We start from the raw sequence: 16861 nt of genomic DNA, 5'->3' as shown, positions 1-16861 counted from the left end.
TAAAACTCCACCTTGAATAACTCGATAATTTTAAAGTTTATCAAGCAATTCTTTTGCCTGTTCTTTTATTCGTGGTGATTCTAAGGTCATTATTGCTGTTTTTAAGCGAGCTTTTAGGGACGCACCGCGTTTTAAAATTCCTTCACTTAACAATTTATCAATATCAATGATTGCGGCAAGGACAAATTTTTCATTATCTGAATTAAGCATAGTAGCTAAAGCTTCTTCGTCTTCTAAATTGCTAAAAGACTCTTTATATTCAGATACTGTTTTTTGCAATTGCTTGGAATTATTAGCGGCACTTATAGCTGAAGCTAATTCTTTTTTACGTTTTGCTTCATTTCCTATCCCTTTTTCAGCAAGTTTATTTTTAAGAACATCAGGTAAACCGCCTCCATCAAAAAGCTTGTTGAGTTGCGTTTTATACGAACGATAGGCTTGCGTTCGTTCAAGTCTAGGATTAGCAGTAGGACGCTCGTTACGGCGATGGCCACTTTTTTCGCGCATTTGGTCAATTTCACGCCAAGAGCGTTTGGGTCGATCATCGCTATCATCTGAAGCCATTTGTTTGCTCCTTGCGAGAAAATAATGCGAAATAAAATTTTATATTCTTGAAAATAGGTTTTTTGCTTCGTCAGGGTATTGTTTGCATTCTAATAGCGCTTTGATTATCAGCGGCGTTACAATAGTCGCATCAGATTCTATAACAAACATGGGAGTTTCTTTAGTTAGCTTATCCCAAGTGATTTTTTCATTAGGCGTTGCCCCTGAATATGAACCATATGAAGTAGTTGAATCAGAAATTTGGCAAAAATATGACCAAGGCTTAACCGGCTGTTCTAAATCATACTTTATTGAAGGCACTACACAAATAGGGAAGTCACCAGCAATACCTCCACCTATTTGAAAGAAGCCGACACCTTTAGCTGATGACAACTCTTGGTATTGATCATAAAAAGCGGCCATATACTCAATGCCTGATTTAACAATACTGGCATTACATTCATTATTTTTTACATATGAGGCAAAGATATTACCAAATGTAGAATCTTCGTATCCTGGAACTACTATAGGTAATTTAGCTTGAGCTGCAGCAAGTAGCCAGCAAGCATTGGGGTCGCCTTCGTATGCAGAGGATTCTAAAGATTCAATTAGCTTGTAGAAATATTCATGCCAAAAATAGCGCTCGTTTTTAACTGAAGCATTTTTCCACATCGGTACCATTATCTTTTCAACTACTCTAAAAGCTTCGTCTTCGGGAATACTGGTATCGGTAACCCGCCGCATGCGATTTTCTAAGATTTTAGTGTCATCGTCTTTGGTGAAGTAACGGTAGTCAGGAAAATCTTTGTAACTTTTATGAGCAACTAGGCGAAATAAGGATTCTTCTAAATTTGCACCAGTGACCGACATCCCATGGATTAAACCAGCACGTATCGCCGGTGCTAATGTAATACCAAGTTGGGCAGAAGACATAGCACCAGCTACCGCCCAAAACATTTTACCGTCATTTTCAATGTGTCGCCAATACGAACGCAATGCGTCACGAGTAGCGCGTGCATTGAAATTACAGTAGTTTTCTAACACAAATTCTAAAATTGGTAGACTGTTACTTGCCATGATTATCCGCTCTGCCACAGCGTTACTAGGTTATCAACTCTCAAAATGATATAAAGACAATATTGATATATAAGCTTAAATCATTTTAGTCATTGGTTTTATTTTATTACTAGAAGTATTGATAACAACCACGATAATAATAACATTATGGCAACATGTATTTATACAAAAACTGGTGATAACGGGCAAACAGGCCTTGGCGATGGCAGGCGAGTTAATAAAGACCACATTCGGGTTGAGGTCTGTGGAACAATTGACGAACTAAATGCCGTTTTAGGTCAACTTTTAGCTTTACGGCCACCAGAAGAATTGTCACCAATAATTAAAAAACTACAAAAGATTTTACTTGATTTGGGTGCAGAGCTTAGCAATTTTGTTTGTGCATCTAGTGATGGTGTTAATACCACAAATTCTAATATTAAAATGATTGAACAAAGCATAGATAAATTTGCCAAGCATCTAGCTCCTTTAAGAAATTTAATTTTGCCTGGGGGGTCAATTTTTGCTGCAACCCTGCATGTCGCCAGAACCATTTGTCGTCGATGCGAGCGGCGTATTGTTACTCTTTTTCACAATGAGCTAAATATAAACACAGCAGCGATCGTTTTGCTAAATAGAATGTCTGATCTACTGTTTGTACTTGCTCGTTATGCTAATACTTTAGCAGGAATTAGTGATGAGACATGGGTAAAAGACACATCTATATAGAGTGACAAACATTAATATTTAAAAATAACAAAGCCCCAGGCTCGTTATTTTCGAAGACCACCAAAAACTTACTATCTTCAGCGAGCCTGGGCATGTAGCTTATGATAATTGATAAATCCCGACTTTAACACTTGTTTTGCTAAAAATCGTGTAACTGCCTGTACCTGATGTAATCCTACCGCGACCACGGTAAGGTCAAACAACGCATGTTGTTGTCATTGGGCAGAGTCGAGGATAATCGGCTCGATGATCTCATTACCGCAATCAGCAAACACAAAGAGGTATTCACTTTAGTAAGCTTGGCGAAGGAGGTCTCTGCCAACCAAACTTTTGTGCTGGGTCCGTTGTTAGTACTACAACGAATTTTTGCGCAAAGTGGTATTGATGCAATTCTAAATAATGCTTATGCCACACTGACAATTACTTCGCGCACATGACCGCGCCGATCAGCACGACTGTTAATAGCACGTCGCGCGTATACTGAATCAATACGAAAGTCACGATATAGTTCGCGAATAAACGGTGTGTCTGAGTTAGACAAAACTACATGAACGCCACGATTAGCGAGCTTTATAAAAAGGTCAGCTAAAGCCGCTTGTTGTTCATTACCAAAACCACCGCGAGCATAAGTAGTAAAACTTGAAGTTGGTGATAGTGGGTCGTAAGGAGGATCAAAATAAACTAAGTCGCCGCGTTGCACACGTTTATCTATAGCCAGCGCATCTTCACAGCGAATTTTGACATTTTGCAAAGCCAACGAAGCCAAATAGAGGTTTTCAGAATTGCAGATAGTGGGGTTAGCATAGCGCCCAAAAGGTACATTAAATTCACCCTTTAAATTGACGCGATATAAACCGTTGTAGCAGGTGCGATTAAGGTAGATGGTACGAGCTGCAGCAGCTACAAGACTTAATTCGCCGCGTTTTTGGGAACGCACACGATAATAGTCAGCTTCGGTGACTTGGTGTCTTTGTAATGCGCTAATGACCGCTTCAGGTTCATCACGAATAGCGCGATAAGTGTCAACTAAATCTGCGTTGATATCTGATAAAATCGCCCGATTTGGTGCCAGGGCAAAAAACACCGCGCCTCCACCCATAAAGGGTTCGTGATATTTACGAAATACTTTTGGAAAGCGCGCCAGTATTTCGGGGATTAACTGAGTTTTGCCACCAGCCCATTTAAGAAATGGGCGAGCGTGTTGAAGTTGAGAAATAGATGAGACAGTTGAAGTAACCGCGTGATTCGAATTCATAAGAATAAAGATCTTAATCGGCAAGAGCGATCACGCCAAAAAAAATGCAATTTTTTATTCTCCTATACGATATGATAAGTAGCGAGTGTCGCTGTTTTTACGTGAAAATTCTACCCAAATAGCATCATTAGGGATCAATTGCGGGAACATATCAGCCCATTCAATTGCAGTAATACTATCAGGTCGGCCAATTTGTTCTTCAATACCTAAATCAAATGCGGCCTCTGCGTCACGTAAACGATAAAAATCTATATGCACCAAGGTTAAGCGGCCACCCGTATATTCATTTACTAAAGTATATGTTGGGCTAAGTACTTGTTTTAGATCAGGAATTTTTAAGCCTTGCGCGAGACCTTGAACAAAAGCAGTTTTGCCTGCGCCGAGCTCACCCACTAAAGCTATAACAGCACCACTGTTGAGATGGTTTACTAATCGATTAGCTTGCTGACGAGTTTTGCTCGCGCTAGTACTAATTGTTGAAGTAGGTTTACCTAATCGTGGTAATAAAAATTTATTTTGCTGCGGCATTTTTTTAACGTTTATAATTTGCCCACACATGACCAAGTTCACGAGATAAATCACTAGCTACTAACCCCGCTTGGCCAACACGTTGCGACAACTGCTCACCAGCAGCGCCATGAGCCAATACGCCTATTTGTGCTGCAATGGATGGTTCAATTCCTTGAGCAAGTAAACCACCAATAAGACCTGATAACACATCACCAGTACCACCGGTTGCAAGACCGGCATTACCAACAGCTGCCAGTGATACAGTACCATCAGTATCAGCGATAGTAGTGCCAGCGCCTTTTAATACAACGATACAGTTATGTGCTATGGCAAAACCGAGGGCAGATGCAAAACGGTCACTTTGAATTTCATCAACGCTTTGCCCACTTAAGCGTGATAATTCTTTAGGGTGAGGCGTGATAACCATAGGAGTTCTAGGTAAACTCCAAGCGGTATTATCAATTGCCAATAAGTTGAGAGCATCAGCATCGATAATTATTGGCACTTGTGCACAAGCTAGTAGTGCTCGCAAATCTTCAAGACGTGATTTGGCTTGCGAAAGCCCTGGGCCAATTACTATAGCATCGGCCGTATCAATAATACGTGTAACCCAGTGTTCTGAAGTTTCTTCATCTTCACGTATTAACAACATTGTATCAGCTGGAAGTTCGCGTGCTGATGCTAATGTTGCATTATCGGTGGCCCAACGCACGAGGCCAACACCTGAACGCAAAGCACCTTGGACTGCAAGTAATGCGGCGCCAGGAGTTTCAGGACTGCCGGCCATAATAACTACGGTGCCAAAAATGCCTTTGTGTGCTTCGGGCTTGCGTTTAGGCATAAGCGTCGGCAAATCACTTGCAGTTATTAATCTGCCAACTATACCTAACTTTTGTGCAATGTTGTTTGAAATGCCAATATCAGCAACGATTAATTGGCCACGTAATTCAGCGCCAGGATAAAGATAGTGCCCGCGTTTGGCAAAAGCGAACGTAACTGTTTGTGCAGCTTGCACAGCGCGTCCGCAAACGGCACCAGTGTTTGCTTCGATGCCAGAGGGAATATCAATTGCGATAACATATTTAGCTTCTTGGTTAATGACAGCTATGGCGTCAGCTAGCAATCCGCGCACATCATTAGTTAGGCCAATGCCTAATAAAGCGTCGATAGTTATATCCGAATTGCTAACTGCATTTGAAAAATCGACAAGAGCGCGAGTATCTGAAACGTAAGTTATAGTAGTATCGTTAGATTTTTCTAATGATAGCAAAGCATCATGAGCATCACCCGTAATACGTATGCGATCAGCAAACACGAACACATGAACTTTATGTCCAAGATTGCTTAGCACCCGTGCAGTCACATAACCGTCACCACCATTGTTTCCCGGTCCGCAAGCAATAGTAATTTTACCGTGGTGTTTAAAATGCGCCAAGCAAGTTTGGGCGACAGCGCGTCCAGCGGTCTCCATTAATATTCGTCCGGGAATAGCGAGCTTCTCTATGGTTTGCCGGTCCATTTCAGCCATTTCAAGAGCGCTCACTAAATATTGCATGGAAAAATCCTTTTTTACAAAGTTAGTAACAATAGCATTTCTTTTACTGCGGGTTCTAAACCTGAAAATAAAGCGCGGGATATAATACTGTGACCGATATTGTATTCTTCAATTTCTTCAATCGGAATTATTGCGCGAATGTTGGTATAGTTTAAACCATGACCTGCAGCTACCGACATCCCAAGCTTGCGAGCTGCACGAGCCGCATCAGCAATACGTGTTAATTCTGCACGTCGTTCGCTATCATCACGAGCATCACAATATTTACCTGTGTAGAGTTCAACCATATTACTATCTAAGCGATGTGCAGCACGAACTTGTTCAAGGTCTGGTTCAATAAAAAGACTAACTTGAATATCACCGTCGCGCAGATTTTGTAGATATTTTTTTAATGTGTCTTTATGATGATTAACATCAAGACCGCCTTCAGTGGTTAACTCGTCGCGGCGTTCAGGCACTAAAGTTACAATATTAGGCTTTAGCTCATATGCAACTTTAACCATGTCAATACTAGCAGACATTACTAAATTGAGACGAGATTGAACAGTATCACGCAAAATTCGCAAATCACGTTCTTGCATATGGCGACGGTCTTCGCGCAAATGTAAATTGATTTGATCAGCACCTGCAAGTTCGGCAACTGAAGCGGCAGTAACTGGATCAGGATAACGCGAGTGACGTTTTTGACGAATGGTGGCAACATGATCAATATTAAATCCGAGCCGGCGACGAACCATATGAGTCTCCGAAAGTCTCTAAAAAAAATTACTTTAATCTTTAAAGTAACATTGAGCCAGTTTTCAGATAGCGGGTATGAAAACCAAAAGCCTCAGTAAACATATGAGGAGAATGTTTGCCAGCACTAGGATTAGCCATAGCTCTTTGAAAATAGTCTTGCAAGAGGGGGCGAAACTCTGGCGCCGCGCATTTTTCTATAATTTCACGAGCTTTTTGTTTAGGGCTTTTACCACGCAAATCGGCAAGGCCATACTCAGTAACAATTACTGAAACATCATGTTCAGTATGATCGATATGAGTTACAAAGGGTACGATAGATGAGATTTTGCCGCCTTTAGCGGTAGCTGGTGTCATGAATATGGTATATGCCGAGTTGCGGGCAAAATCACCTGAACCACCGATACCATTTTCAATGCCTTTGCCGATAATGTGGGTTGAATTAATATGCCCATAGATATCGGTTTCAACACAGCCATTCATTGCAATACAACCTAAACGGCGAATAATCTCAGGACTGTTAGCAATTTCTTGCGGGCGTAAAATAATTTGTTTGCGATAGCGGTTAATTTCTGTATCAAAGCGTTTTTGACCTTCAGGAGAAACTGAAAACGCAGTCGCTGAAGCTATACGTAATTTGCCAGAATCGAGCAAATCGAGCATACCGTCTTGAATAACTTCAGTATAACTGGTCATGTTTTCGAAATGACCCTCATTAAGACCAACAAGCACAGCATTGGCAATGTTGCCTACGCCTGATTGTAATGGGGTAAGGCTATTAGGTAAGCGACCAGCTTTCACTTCGGCATCAAAAAAATCTAAAATGTGCTGTGCGATATGTCGGTGCACATCTGCAGGTGCTTTAAAAGGAGCATTGCGGTCAGGACTGTTAGTTTCAACTATGGCAATTACTTTGTTAACGTCGATCTGCTGTACTGGTGAGCCGATACGGTCATCGGGATTGATTAACATAATTGGCCGACGCATGCCATGAGTTGCTGGTATAGAAAAAACATCATGCATGCCTTCAAGGCGTTCATCTTGCCGGTGATTTACTTCGAGAATAATTTTATCAGCATGCTCAAGATAAACGTTATTGCCACCACATGATGAAGAATAAACCAACGAACCGTCGGCGCAAATTTTGGTTACTTCAACGATGGCATAATCTATTTTACCATAATAGCCATATCGAACTAATGAACCGACATGTGATAAATGCATGTCTTGATATTCAATAACGCCAGCGTTGATTTTATCGCGAGTGGCAGGGTCACCTTGATATGGAAAACGAAACGAGGTCGTTTCGGTCATAGACATTGCCGTATCTTGTTCAGGGCCGGTTGAGGCACCAGTTAAGACATTGACACGAAAAGGTTTGCCTAAAAAGCGCTCATCAAGAGCCCGTTTAGATAAAGCTACCGGCACAGCTTTTGGGTAGCCAGCACCCGTAAAACCACTCATGCCGATAGTAGCGCCATTATGAATTAGTTGCGCAGCCTCGTCGGCGGACATAATTTTACTTTTACAAATTGCGTTTTCAATACGTCCTGACATCTATTTTGGCCTCCTTCAGGCCATTTTTAAAATTGGTGTTAAATAATTGCTAAATCAGCCAAGGTCTTTTGCTAATTGATCGGCAATGTTTTTAGCCCAAGTTTCTACTTGCGCCAACTCAGGGCCTTCAACAAGCACTCGTACTTTAGGCTCGGTGCCACTAAAACGTACCATAACCCGACCATCATTGCCCAGAGTGCGCTCTATATTACGAATAAGTTTTTGTACATTATCAAGTTCTTCTATTGGGCGTTTTTCTTTAACAGTTACGTTAATTAACGCCTGCGGGAATGGTACAATCATTTTTCGCAGTTCTGACATTTGAGCATTTTGGCTACGTAAAACAGCAAGCAATTTAAGTGCAGCCACCATGCCATCGCCTGTTGTGGCATGATCAAGATAAATGAGGTGGCCAGATTGTTCACCGCCAAAATTATAACCATTAGCGCGCATTTTTTCGACGACATAGCGGTCGCCCACTTTAGTACGGATCACATGGCCACCAAGCTTTTTGATTTTTTTATCAAGAGCGAGGTTTGACATAACTGTAGTAACTAAAGTTTTTTTGTGTAGCCGTTTTTCACGCAACAAATCAGCAGCGCCGATAGCAAGTAATAAATCGCCATCAACTATTTGGCCTTGCTCATCAACAACAATTAAACGGTCGGCGTCACCATCAAGCGCTAAACCAATATCTGCGCCAACGCGTCGTACTAACGATTGAACCCCTTGAGGATGTAAGGCTCCACATTTGTGGTTTATATTGCGACCATCGGGGTTGACATTAATAGGGTAAACCGCAGCACCAAGTTCTTTTAATACCGTCGGAGCGACTTTATAAGCAGCGCCATTAGCGCAATCGATAACTATTTTTAACCCTTCAAGATTTAGCGCCGAAGGAAATACACTTTTTAAACCAACCATATAACGACCGGGAGCATCATCAATGCGAAAGGCTTTGCCAACGGCACCTTTGGTGGGGCGAACTTTGCCTACTTTTTCATCATGCATATAATCTTCAAGTTCTATTTCATCTTTATCGGGTAATTTAAAACCATCGCGAGCGAAAATTTTAATACCGTTATCCGCAAATGGATTATGGCTTGCAGAAATAACTACACCAGCATCAGCGCGCATATCACGAGTGAGAAAAGCAACTGCTGGAGTTGGCATTGGGCCGACAAATACTGCATCAACCCCCATTGAGCAAACGCCACTAGCAAATGCCATTTCAATCATGTAACCAGACAAGCGAGTGTCTTTGCCAATAATGATGCTATGGCGATGATTGCCACGGCGTGCTTGATAAGCCACTGCGCGCCCAAGAGCGAGTGCGGTTTCACAAGTCATCGGAAAGACATTTGCAACACCACGGACACCATCGGTGCCAAATAAGCGTCGCTCGCGATGGTTTGATGCAGCTTCAATATTTTCTACTATACGTGGCTTTTCATTCTTAGCGGTATGAGTAGTTCGCCGCTCACGGTTTGCGCGTGAGGTTTTTTTCTTGCGAGTTGACGCTAATTTTGCCTCTAGTGTTAAAGCAGCAGCGCTAGAATTTTTGCATGAACGTTTATGCATTGAATTAGCTGTAAAGCTTTTGCGAAAGGTCATTATTTAATTCCTTGGCGATGGTTTTTTCTTTCTGATGCGGTTTTTATTTTTGCCTATAATTATTTGCACCTTAGGAGCTGTACCTATCCATTGGGTTTGCTCAGGATTACCTTGTAGACTGACCATTTTATCAATCACTAAGGCACCTTCGTTTATTTCTTGGGTTATATCAACATATGGAATGATGGTGCTTGGCTCTATATTTTCTACAAGATTTTTTGGGCCTTTTAATTTTACAGTTACTTTATCAGGTATAGCAGAGATACCAATTGGTGCTCCATCAACACGAACGGGCAAATTTTCAAATGAACGAGTTGTAAGTTCTTCGGCAATACGTATAGTGACACTAACTCGTTTTTCTTTAAGACGAATGGGGGCAAGTGGTGGCTTAATTTCGATATCAACAGAAATATCTTCACGTCTGCCTTCAATATCGATTACGCGGGTAGGAATCGCGTCGAGTGTTTCAACTTTTTTTGCTGGACCGCTAACCCATACTTTCTCAGGTGTTGTTTCAATAGCTGCAACTTCATAACCAAGGTCAGGTTTGCCGACGATATCTGTTTGTACCGCTACTTGACGTTCGACGCGGCGGTCTAAGACAAGTTCAATTTCAGTTGGGCGTATAGAAATTACTCGCATACCCCCGGGTGGAGTTATTTCGTTAATATCGATTGTGCGACGAAAACTACCTGGCCCGGCATTTTTAATATCGATTATTACTGGTTTGAGATCAGCAATATCGTACGAGCGCACCGCAGCCCAAGGACCACGCAGGGTTGCATGTAACTGCGTTGGAGCATCGCCAACAATTATGATGTCGTCAGGTAAATGATATTCGAGACGAAAATCTACATCGGCTGAAGTGCCGCTTTCGATATTGACAAATAAGAAGAGCAAGCTAGCAACAATCAGCGAAAATAATTTAAGGGTAATATTTTTCGTAATAAACGATAGAGTCATGGTTAGTTACTTAATAATACGTTTGCCCGTGAGTTCACGACGGCGTGAAGGTGGACGAGGACGAGCACCAAAGTAGCGTTGCAATACTTTACGCATCATGGCGCTGTCGAGATCACGGGTTAAAGTGCCTCCTTCGGCAATTGATATTTGACCACGTTCTTCACTGACGATAATTGCTATAGCATCTAATTCTTCGGTGGCACCAACACCAGCGCGATGACGCGTGCCAAGCGATGGGTCAAGGCGTGGATTTTGCGTGAGTGGCAAAAATACCGCAGCAGCAGAGATGCGCCCATTTTGCACAATAACCGCTCCATCATGAAGCGGACCAGGAGGGGTGAATATTTGCATTAAAAGGCCGGTTGAAATTCTTGCATCACAACGAATGCCGGTTTCGGCAAGCTCACTGAGGTCAGCTTCTCGTTCGATTAAAATAATGGCCCCCAAGCGATCTTGTGCCATGGTTTCAGCAGCACGGGTTATTTCATCTACAATATAAACACCTTGACCATAAGCTGAACCGCCAAAGAAGGGGCGGCGGCCAACGCGTGAAAGGCCACGACGGATATCATGCTGAAAGACTACTATAACTATCAATAAGAATGAGCTGATGAAATTATCAAGGATCCACGACAGGGTGCGCAAGCCAAGCAGGTTAGCAGTAAAAAAACCAGCGACAATAAGGCCAATGCCCACTAATATTTGCTGTGCGCGCGTACCGCGAATCAGCAATAAAATTCGATAGATAAGGTAAGCAACGACAACAATATCTACAAGCGCGGTGAGGACCGTGCGAATATCGTTGTGTGGTAAAAAATCCCAGTTCATCCAATAAAAATCGGTACCACACGACACCATCGTCCACAACTGAGAATTTAAATAATTTATAAAGATTTCGCGTAGATTTATCGCAATGTGGTTAATTTAAGCGAAAACCCAAAAAGTTTAACCATAGCGACTTTTAATAGTGTAAATTTCTTAGTTTAGGGACACCCCCTGACTAGTATCCCCACATATGCAGGAGAGTTCAGAATACTTTGATTTTGTTTGGTTATTTGGATTTATTTGAATTGCTAATATATGATAGTGCCTTAAAAAAGGGAGGCTAAGTTATAAAATGGCATTGCTAGTTATTCATGGTGCACAATTAAAATGTTCGATGGGTAGCGCACCAGGTACACTTAGTGTTTTGCCCGACGACAATACTAATTGTGAAGATCAATACGCCGCCACCATACAGGCTTATCAACCTAACACTAATATTTCGCCATTTGGTTTATGTCGGTCGCTAGCTAACCCGCAAGTCGCTGCGGCTACTGCAGCTGCTAATGGTACTTTAACCCCACAACCATGCGAGCCTGTTACTACTAGTCCGTGGACCCCAGGTTCAAACTCTGTGAAGATTGGCAAGCAAGCAGCTTTAACGCCAGACTCAAAATGTAACTGCCAATATGGTGGGGTAATTGAAATAACATCACCCAAATCGCAAAAAACGGGGGTGGCATAAAATGAAACTCATTGAAGATTTTTTAGGGCAGCAGTTCAATGCTAAATTGGGTTTTGATTTTTATACGCCTTTATGTTCACAAGAAGAGATACGTGTTATTTCATTCATACTCATGCAAGCTATACTCGGCATGAATCAAACCCGAAAAAGGTAGTAGTGGAAACGCCAGACGCCCAGAAAGCTTTATCGCAATTACGGCGAAACGCCTATATGGCAAAAGGAGCTAGTCGCAATTGGCGTTTACTGCCAGGGTATTTTTTTCATCTTGCCGGACATCCTTTTGAGCAAGTTGACCACGACTATACCGTAGTCGCAATTGAGCATCATGGTGAAGTGCCAACTGCTAATGCTGATAATAAATTCACCGAGGCTTATCGCAATGTCTTTACCTGTGTACCGGCTGAAGTAGCTTATCGCCCAGCGACACCAGAGCGTCGTGTTGTTCATGTGGCTGAAACCGCGATTGTCGAAGCCAGTGGTAGTGAAGAAATTTATACTGATAAGCATGGGCGGATCAAAGTGCGTTTTTATTGGGATCTATCAGCAAAAAAGAAGGGCACAAACTCTTGTTGGATCCGTTTGGCGCAACCGTTGGCAGGTGCAGGATTCGGTTTTCAATTTTTGCCACGCGCTGGTAGCGAAGTTGTAGTTACTTTTATGCACGGCAATCCTGATTACCCTGTCATTACTGGTTGTTTATTTAATGGCAGCAATCTTTGGCCTTGGGTTTTACCAGGCGAAAAATCACGCAGCGGCATTCGTACCAGTAGTACGCCGGGTGGTTGGGGGCATAATGAGCTTTCTTTTGAAGATACGGCGGGTGCCGAGGAGTTGTTATTACATGCACAGCGAAATTTGGTCGAAGAGGCGCAGCAAGATCGCTTCGTACGTATTGGGGGTGACGATTTAACTACAGTTGCCGGTATGCAAACGCAGTTAGTTGAACAAAACCAAATCATGAAGGTGTTAGGCAACCAAGTCAGTGACGTAACACTTAATCGTACAGATAAAGTCGGCGGCCAATATCAAGTGGTGGTTAAAAATGCACGCAGCGAACATATAGAAGAAGACGATGCCTATAATTGTGATGCCGCGCAGGTACTCAATACTTTGCGCTAATGCTAATATTAATGGTGGTCAGGTTAATCTTAATTGTGGCGGTGGCGCGGCAGCCGCGGCTAATGCGCAAGATGAACTAGCACAAACGCGAGAGCTTAAGCTGCAAGTTCATGACGCAGATCTTAATGTTTTTGCTGATAAGCACTATCGGCTTATTGTTGCTGGCGGTAGGTATGAAGGTACTACTGATGGTGACGGCTATTTGAACGAGACTATACCAAAAGATGCAAGCGTGGGTCAGCTTACCATATGGATAGATGAATACCCCGAAGGCACGCAGCTTAATTGGCCAATTGAAATAAGTGACGATGAGTTGCTGCCGTCAGCAAGTATAGAAGGCGCATTATTGCGCTTGCGTAGCCTAGGTTATTTTAACGGCGAGCTTGTTGCAGAGCTTACTCCAGAAGCGCAAATTGCTGTGCAACAATTTCAAGAGGACAACGAACTTGAAATATCTGGTGAGCTTGATGAAGCTACGGCAGCCAAACTCAGTGAAGTCTATGGGGGTTAAGCTTAAAAAATAATGGTTATTGATAATTTTTGGGAGGCTATAAATGTCATTACGTAAATGGTTGTCAATAGTCGGGTCGTTAAGTAGCGCTGTATCTGGAGTAGTTGGGCTTATAAGCACAAGTGGATGTAGCTTGCCGCCAGAGGAACGCTACGTATACGAAGAAAATCCGTTTCCATTTCGGCCTGATAAAATTGAAGAACTATGTGGTTACCCGGTCGTTGGTGGCCCGAATTTTACATCAATTAGTTTTGGTGACAAAATAAAGTTTGAAAGATGGGTGTATGGCAAGCCGATTAATGCGATAGCCTATAAAGTTTTTACCATTAGCGATGGTCGGATTTTTGGCGGCAAATATGGCATGAAAGCCACTAGTATGAAAGGCGACAGTGGCGGGCTGATAGGTTCAGTAACTGAATACTGGATTGAAGTTGAAGATGTACATTTGATTGAGCGCTTAATAAAACCACAAACTCCACCCGGGGTGCGGGGCATTTTGCCCGGTGAAGTAGTAGTGCGTGAAATACCTGATGGTGATGTTAGTAAAGTTAATGATGCTTATCTGGTTGAATTAGCACCGCAAAAAAAGGCATCTATTAGTATTGAACCTGACCCATCAGAATATATTTTTAATATACAAGTTAGTCAAAATGGCGAACCTGTTGCAATTGCTCATTTAAATGACCCTATTGAAGATGGTTATGGCTTTGACACCAAAGATGGCGGAATATTTAAAATTGAAATTAAAAGCGATGCAAAATTTGACCGCAAACCGTATTTTTATAAGTTTTATATTCGTTGGAGTGATAGAATTTATTCTTCTTTTCGCGATTACCCCAAAGGGCGTGATATCTGGACACCACCTTTATCGAAGACGGTATCATCCCCAAAAAGCAAACTCAAGCATTAATATAACAAATATAAAGGAGGGAGATTAAGTCATGGCGACTGAAGCAAAAGGTTTTTTCGATGCAAACACAGTAACGGCTTATCTTACAGATTTTGTTAAAAATTTGGATTCGCGAAATTTATTGCCTGATATTGAATATTGGTACAATCCAGATGAATTGTGCAACATAAATGGTTATACAACCAAGGTATGTGTTGACGGGCGAGCTAAAATGGCACCGCCTGACATAGCACAAATTCTTTGCCTTGATGTTGGTTGTTGGACAGGCGACGGTCCTAAAAACGCAAAAAATCACCCGCGTCATCGTGAGTTTGGCGTGGTTTGTGGCAATATGGCGGTATTGTGTGCGTTTTCGCAAAATGGTTACGAGGGAATTACGTATGATAAAAACATTGATAAAAAAATTAAAAAAGAACCCATATACATAAACAAAATCAAACCATTACTCGATCATCTTTCAAGCGATACTAATCGAACTCATGGCTTAGGCGATGTTGAAGTAATCAGTGCGATGACAGCGCATGATACTCGTTGCCCCAACCTCGATACTAAAAATATTCATGTGTTTTTAGGCGACTTGCATTTGCCGGTAATATCCGATGAAGCTGATACTTACATAAAGCCTAAAGGTGCCGAACTAGGTCGAGACGAAGTATTAAGCTGCGGGCGTTTAAGCCTAAACGATAATGTAAAATCGATTGTTTATTACATGGGTTTGCAAGCAGGCTTAACATTAAGTACCCCACCTAGTTTAGCAACAGTATTTGCTGGCTATTCATTGAGTGCTTTAGGCAAACAGTTAGGGGCCATGGAATCAATAGATGTACCTAATAGCATTCAGAATGATGGCATAATGCAACGTAAAGAGGCACGTGAGTGGTATGGCTATTATTATGGCAGTCGTGTGCAAAAAGGCGCTGATATTTTTCAAGATGCTGGCGATGACCTAGTTAAGTTTCTTAAGTTATTGCGTGATCGCCCGCATAGTCTCGGTAATATAGATTTAACCCAACTTGGTGATTGTTACGATTTTTGGATTGGTATGAAATGTGGATTTAGTGAAAGGGTATCATATAATCCTGGTGCTAATTTTTTTGTAGATTTTTGGCGTAATCGCACTAAGAAAAATCGCAAAGTTGGTAAAACCGTTAGTTTACTTGAGAGTTTGCAGAACCACCCACGTTTGCCTACGCGTATTCTTTATGGCAACCACGATAACTATTTAATGAAAACTCGCGCTGCAAGATATTATGATAAAGGTGGTAATACTTTTTGGGCTGAGCACGGACATCAATCAGATTCTTTTAATTGTGATGACGATGCGGTTAATGGATGGGCGCTAACGCAGACAGCATTTTTATTCCCTGCAATACGTGAGATTGAAGACCCAGCATCTGCGGCATTATGTGCCATACAACGTTTTAGTACAGCTGATGCCTATCCAGCGCGATTACAGAGGTTGGCGCGCGGGGTTGATGTTTGTATTGAAGAGCGCAAACTTATCTATGTTATGGCACATACCCATAGGCCATGCTTGCGCAAAATATATGTGAAGCTTGCTTGGGATAGGGCAGCAGCAAACCAGCATTGGTATTCAGATACACTACGCTATAGTCAACACGTGCATGATCACCTTGAGAATATGGGAAAACTTTCTAGTCAAATAGGGAAAGAGTTGGCGAGTGACGCCGCTGAGGCAGTCGCAAAAGAGGCAAGAAAACGACTTCTTCAAGCAGCTCTTGCTTTAATTCGTGCCGAACGTGCCTTACAACAGGCTAAAAAGAAGGCTGAAGCAAAATTGATAGAGACTGCGCTTGAAGCTAAGTGGCGCGCTTTGCGTGAGTTTGTTAATTTAGTGATTGTAGCCGCCAAGGCTGAAATAATTCTAAGTAAAGCCTCTAATACAGTTCGCTTAGCAGTGCAAGCTGCGCTAGAAAAGCTAGGACAAATTATAGTGCAAAAAGTAGAAGATGATATTGCAACAGCTAGAATGATAATCGAAATTGCCCTAAAGGCTGCTGAAATTGCCTTGCTGGCTTATCAACGTGTTATTCAATTTCATATAGAAATCGCCGAAGCAGCTGGCCGGGCTGCATATAAAGAATTAAAGAAGGCCAGCAAATGGCTTAAAAATTTGCCCGGAAACATTAGGAAAGATTTTGAATCAAAAGCAGACAAAATTTACCGTTTTTAAAGCAGTATACTTAAGTAGGGGGTGTCCCTAAATGTCTCCCGTCGATCTTCACGAAATCCGCTACTTACGACCGCGTGCTCGCAGAAATCCTGCCTGCGACTTG

At 42.1% G+C, this 16861-nt stretch carries 18 protein-coding genes; 8 read left to right on the top strand and 10 right to left on the bottom strand.

Annotated elements, in window-relative coordinates; translation table 11 throughout:
* Positions 1-30: 30 nt before the first annotated feature.
* Positions 31-564 carry a hypothetical protein gene (locus JW841_07500; protein MBN1960777.1) on the bottom strand — a complete coding sequence of 178 codons (534 nt, stop codon included), beginning with the start codon at positions 562-564 and terminating at the stop codon, positions 31-33.
* 39 nt (positions 565-603) lie between these two features.
* Positions 604-1620 (bottom strand): deoxyhypusine synthase family protein, encoded by a 1017-nt coding sequence (locus JW841_07495; protein MBN1960776.1) that lies wholly within the window; start codon positions 1618-1620, stop codon positions 604-606.
* Between the two features lie 147 nt (positions 1621-1767).
* On the opposite strand from JW841_07495, the gene JW841_07490 reads away from it, so the two are divergent.
* Both JW841_07490 and JW841_07485 read left to right on the top strand, forming a co-directional pair.
* Positions 1768-2328 carry a cob(I)yrinic acid a,c-diamide adenosyltransferase gene (locus tag JW841_07490; GenBank protein MBN1960775.1) on the top strand — a complete coding sequence of 187 codons (561 nt, stop codon included), beginning with the start codon at positions 1768-1770 and terminating at the stop codon, positions 2326-2328.
* 206 nt (positions 2329-2534) lie between these two features.
* Positions 2535-2765: a hypothetical protein gene (locus JW841_07485; protein ID MBN1960774.1), complete on the top strand. Its 231-nt coding sequence runs from the start codon at positions 2535-2537 to the stop codon at positions 2763-2765.
* Here JW841_07485 and JW841_07480 read toward each other — a convergent pair.
* Genes JW841_07480 through cdaA form a run of 8 tightly spaced genes read right to left on the bottom strand, consistent with a single transcriptional unit; the run spans position 2732 to position 11345 of the window.
* Positions 2732-3583 carry a DNA adenine methylase gene (locus tag JW841_07480; protein MBN1960773.1) on the bottom strand — a complete coding sequence of 284 codons (852 nt, stop codon included), beginning with the start codon at positions 3581-3583 and terminating at the stop codon, positions 2732-2734. The genes JW841_07485 and JW841_07480 overlap by 34 nt on opposite strands.
* A gap of 54 nt (positions 3584-3637) precedes the next feature.
* On the bottom strand, positions 3638-4111 hold the full coding sequence (tsaE, locus tag JW841_07475) for a tRNA (adenosine(37)-N6)-threonylcarbamoyltransferase complex ATPase subunit type 1 TsaE (protein ID MBN1960772.1): 474 nt from the start codon (positions 4109-4111) through the stop codon (positions 3638-3640).
* Positions 4112-4115: 4 nt separating this feature from the next.
* A complete protein-coding gene (locus JW841_07470) occupies positions 4116-5648 on the bottom strand; it encodes an NAD(P)H-hydrate dehydratase (protein MBN1960771.1) in 1533 nt (510 codons plus the stop codon).
* Between the two features lie 14 nt (positions 5649-5662).
* Entirely contained in the window at positions 5663-6385 is a 723-nt protein-coding gene (locus tag JW841_07465) for a pyridoxine 5'-phosphate synthase (protein MBN1960770.1), read from the bottom strand.
* Positions 6386-6425: 40 nt separating this feature from the next.
* Complete coding sequence (locus tag JW841_07460; GenBank protein MBN1960769.1) at positions 6426-7940, bottom strand: acetyl-CoA hydrolase/transferase family protein; 1515 nt, start codon at positions 7938-7940, stop codon at positions 6426-6428.
* Between the two features lie 54 nt (positions 7941-7994).
* Positions 7995-9521, bottom strand: a complete 1527-nt coding sequence (locus tag JW841_07455) for a phosphoglucosamine mutase (protein MBN1960768.1) — start codon at positions 9519-9521, stop codon at positions 7995-7997.
* A 36-nt stretch (positions 9522-9557) separates the two neighbouring features.
* The gene (locus tag JW841_07450; GenBank protein ID MBN1960767.1) at positions 9558-10517 is read right to left on the bottom strand and encodes a hypothetical protein; all 960 of its coding nucleotides are present in this window, start codon (positions 10515-10517) and stop codon (positions 9558-9560) included.
* A gap of 6 nt (positions 10518-10523) precedes the next feature.
* Positions 10524-11345, bottom strand: coding sequence for a diadenylate cyclase CdaA (gene cdaA, locus JW841_07445; GenBank protein ID MBN1960766.1), 822 nt, complete (start codon positions 11343-11345; stop codon positions 10524-10526).
* Positions 11346-11634: 289 nt separating this feature from the next.
* Between cdaA and JW841_07440 the strand changes: the two genes are divergently transcribed.
* Genes JW841_07440 through JW841_07415 form a run of 6 tightly spaced genes read left to right on the top strand, consistent with a single transcriptional unit; the run spans position 11635 to position 16758 of the window.
* Positions 11635-12024, top strand: a complete 390-nt coding sequence (locus tag JW841_07440; protein MBN1960765.1) for a DUF4280 domain-containing protein — start codon at positions 11635-11637, stop codon at positions 12022-12024.
* A 1-nt stretch (position 12025) separates the two neighbouring features.
* Positions 12026-12178, top strand: coding sequence for a hypothetical protein (locus JW841_07435; protein MBN1960764.1), 153 nt, complete (start codon positions 12026-12028; stop codon positions 12176-12178).
* A gap of 2 nt (positions 12179-12180) precedes the next feature.
* On the top strand, positions 12181-13143 hold the full coding sequence (gene tssI / locus JW841_07430; GenBank protein MBN1960763.1) for a type VI secretion system tip protein VgrG: 963 nt from the start codon (positions 12181-12183) through the stop codon (positions 13141-13143).
* The gene (locus JW841_07425; protein MBN1960762.1) at positions 13109-13654 is read left to right on the top strand and encodes a peptidoglycan-binding protein; all 546 of its coding nucleotides are present in this window, start codon (positions 13109-13111) and stop codon (positions 13652-13654) included. Before tssI ends, JW841_07425 begins: the two co-directional genes overlap by 35 nt.
* A gap of 43 nt (positions 13655-13697) precedes the next feature.
* On the top strand, positions 13698-14564 hold the full coding sequence (locus JW841_07420; protein ID MBN1960761.1) for a hypothetical protein: 867 nt from the start codon (positions 13698-13700) through the stop codon (positions 14562-14564).
* A gap of 31 nt (positions 14565-14595) precedes the next feature.
* On the top strand, positions 14596-16758 hold the full coding sequence (locus JW841_07415) for a hypothetical protein (protein ID MBN1960760.1): 2163 nt from the start codon (positions 14596-14598) through the stop codon (positions 16756-16758).
* Positions 16759-16861: the final 103 nt, after the last annotated feature.

The organism is Deltaproteobacteria bacterium (assembly GCA_016931625.1).
Taxonomy (GTDB): domain Bacteria; phylum Myxococcota; class XYA12-FULL-58-9; order XYA12-FULL-58-9; family JAFGEK01; genus JAFGEK01.
Note: the sequence above shows the minus strand (reverse complement) of the source record. Positions and strands in the feature narration are given on the sequence as shown.

Bases quoted from the DNA above. Each gene is read 5' to 3' on its own strand.
- JW841_07470 (MBN1960771.1), bottom strand. From the start codon at position 5,648: ATGCAATATTTAGTGAGCGCTCTTGAAATGGCTGAAATGGACCGGCAA.
- cdaA (MBN1960766.1), bottom strand. From the start codon at position 11,345: ATGAACTGGGATTTTTTACCACACAACGATATTCGCACGGTCCTCACC.
- JW841_07415 (MBN1960760.1), top strand. From the start codon at position 14,596: ATGGCGACTGAAGCAAAAGGTTTTTTCGATGCAAACACAGTAACGGCT.
- JW841_07435 (MBN1960764.1), top strand. From the start codon at position 12,026: ATGAAACTCATTGAAGATTTTTTAGGGCAGCAGTTCAATGCTAAATTG.
- JW841_07450 (MBN1960767.1), bottom strand. From the start codon at position 10,517: ATGACTCTATCGTTTATTACGAAAAATATTACCCTTAAATTATTTTCG.
- JW841_07485 (MBN1960774.1), top strand. From the start codon at position 2,535: ATGTTGTTGTCATTGGGCAGAGTCGAGGATAATCGGCTCGATGATCTC.
- JW841_07455 (MBN1960768.1), bottom strand. From the start codon at position 9,521: ATGCATAAACGTTCATGCAAAAATTCTAGCGCTGCTGCTTTAACACTA.
- JW841_07495 (MBN1960776.1), bottom strand. From the start codon at position 1,620: ATGGCAAGTAACAGTCTACCAATTTTAGAATTTGTGTTAGAAAACTAC.
- JW841_07490 (MBN1960775.1), top strand. From the start codon at position 1,768: ATGGCAACATGTATTTATACAAAAACTGGTGATAACGGGCAAACAGGC.
- JW841_07460 (MBN1960769.1), bottom strand. From the start codon at position 7,940: ATGTCAGGACGTATTGAAAACGCAATTTGTAAAAGTAAAATTATGTCC.
- tsaE (MBN1960772.1), bottom strand. From the start codon at position 4,111: ATGCCGCAGCAAAATAAATTTTTATTACCACGATTAGGTAAACCTACT.
- JW841_07480 (MBN1960773.1), bottom strand. From the start codon at position 3,583: ATGAATTCGAATCACGCGGTTACTTCAACTGTCTCATCTATTTCTCAA.
- JW841_07465 (MBN1960770.1), bottom strand. From the start codon at position 6,385: ATGGTTCGTCGCCGGCTCGGATTTAATATTGATCATGTTGCCACCATT.
- JW841_07440 (MBN1960765.1), top strand. From the start codon at position 11,635: ATGGCATTGCTAGTTATTCATGGTGCACAATTAAAATGTTCGATGGGT.
- JW841_07500 (MBN1960777.1), bottom strand. From the start codon at position 564: ATGGCTTCAGATGATAGCGATGATCGACCCAAACGCTCTTGGCGTGAA.
- JW841_07420 (MBN1960761.1), top strand. From the start codon at position 13,698: ATGTCATTACGTAAATGGTTGTCAATAGTCGGGTCGTTAAGTAGCGCT.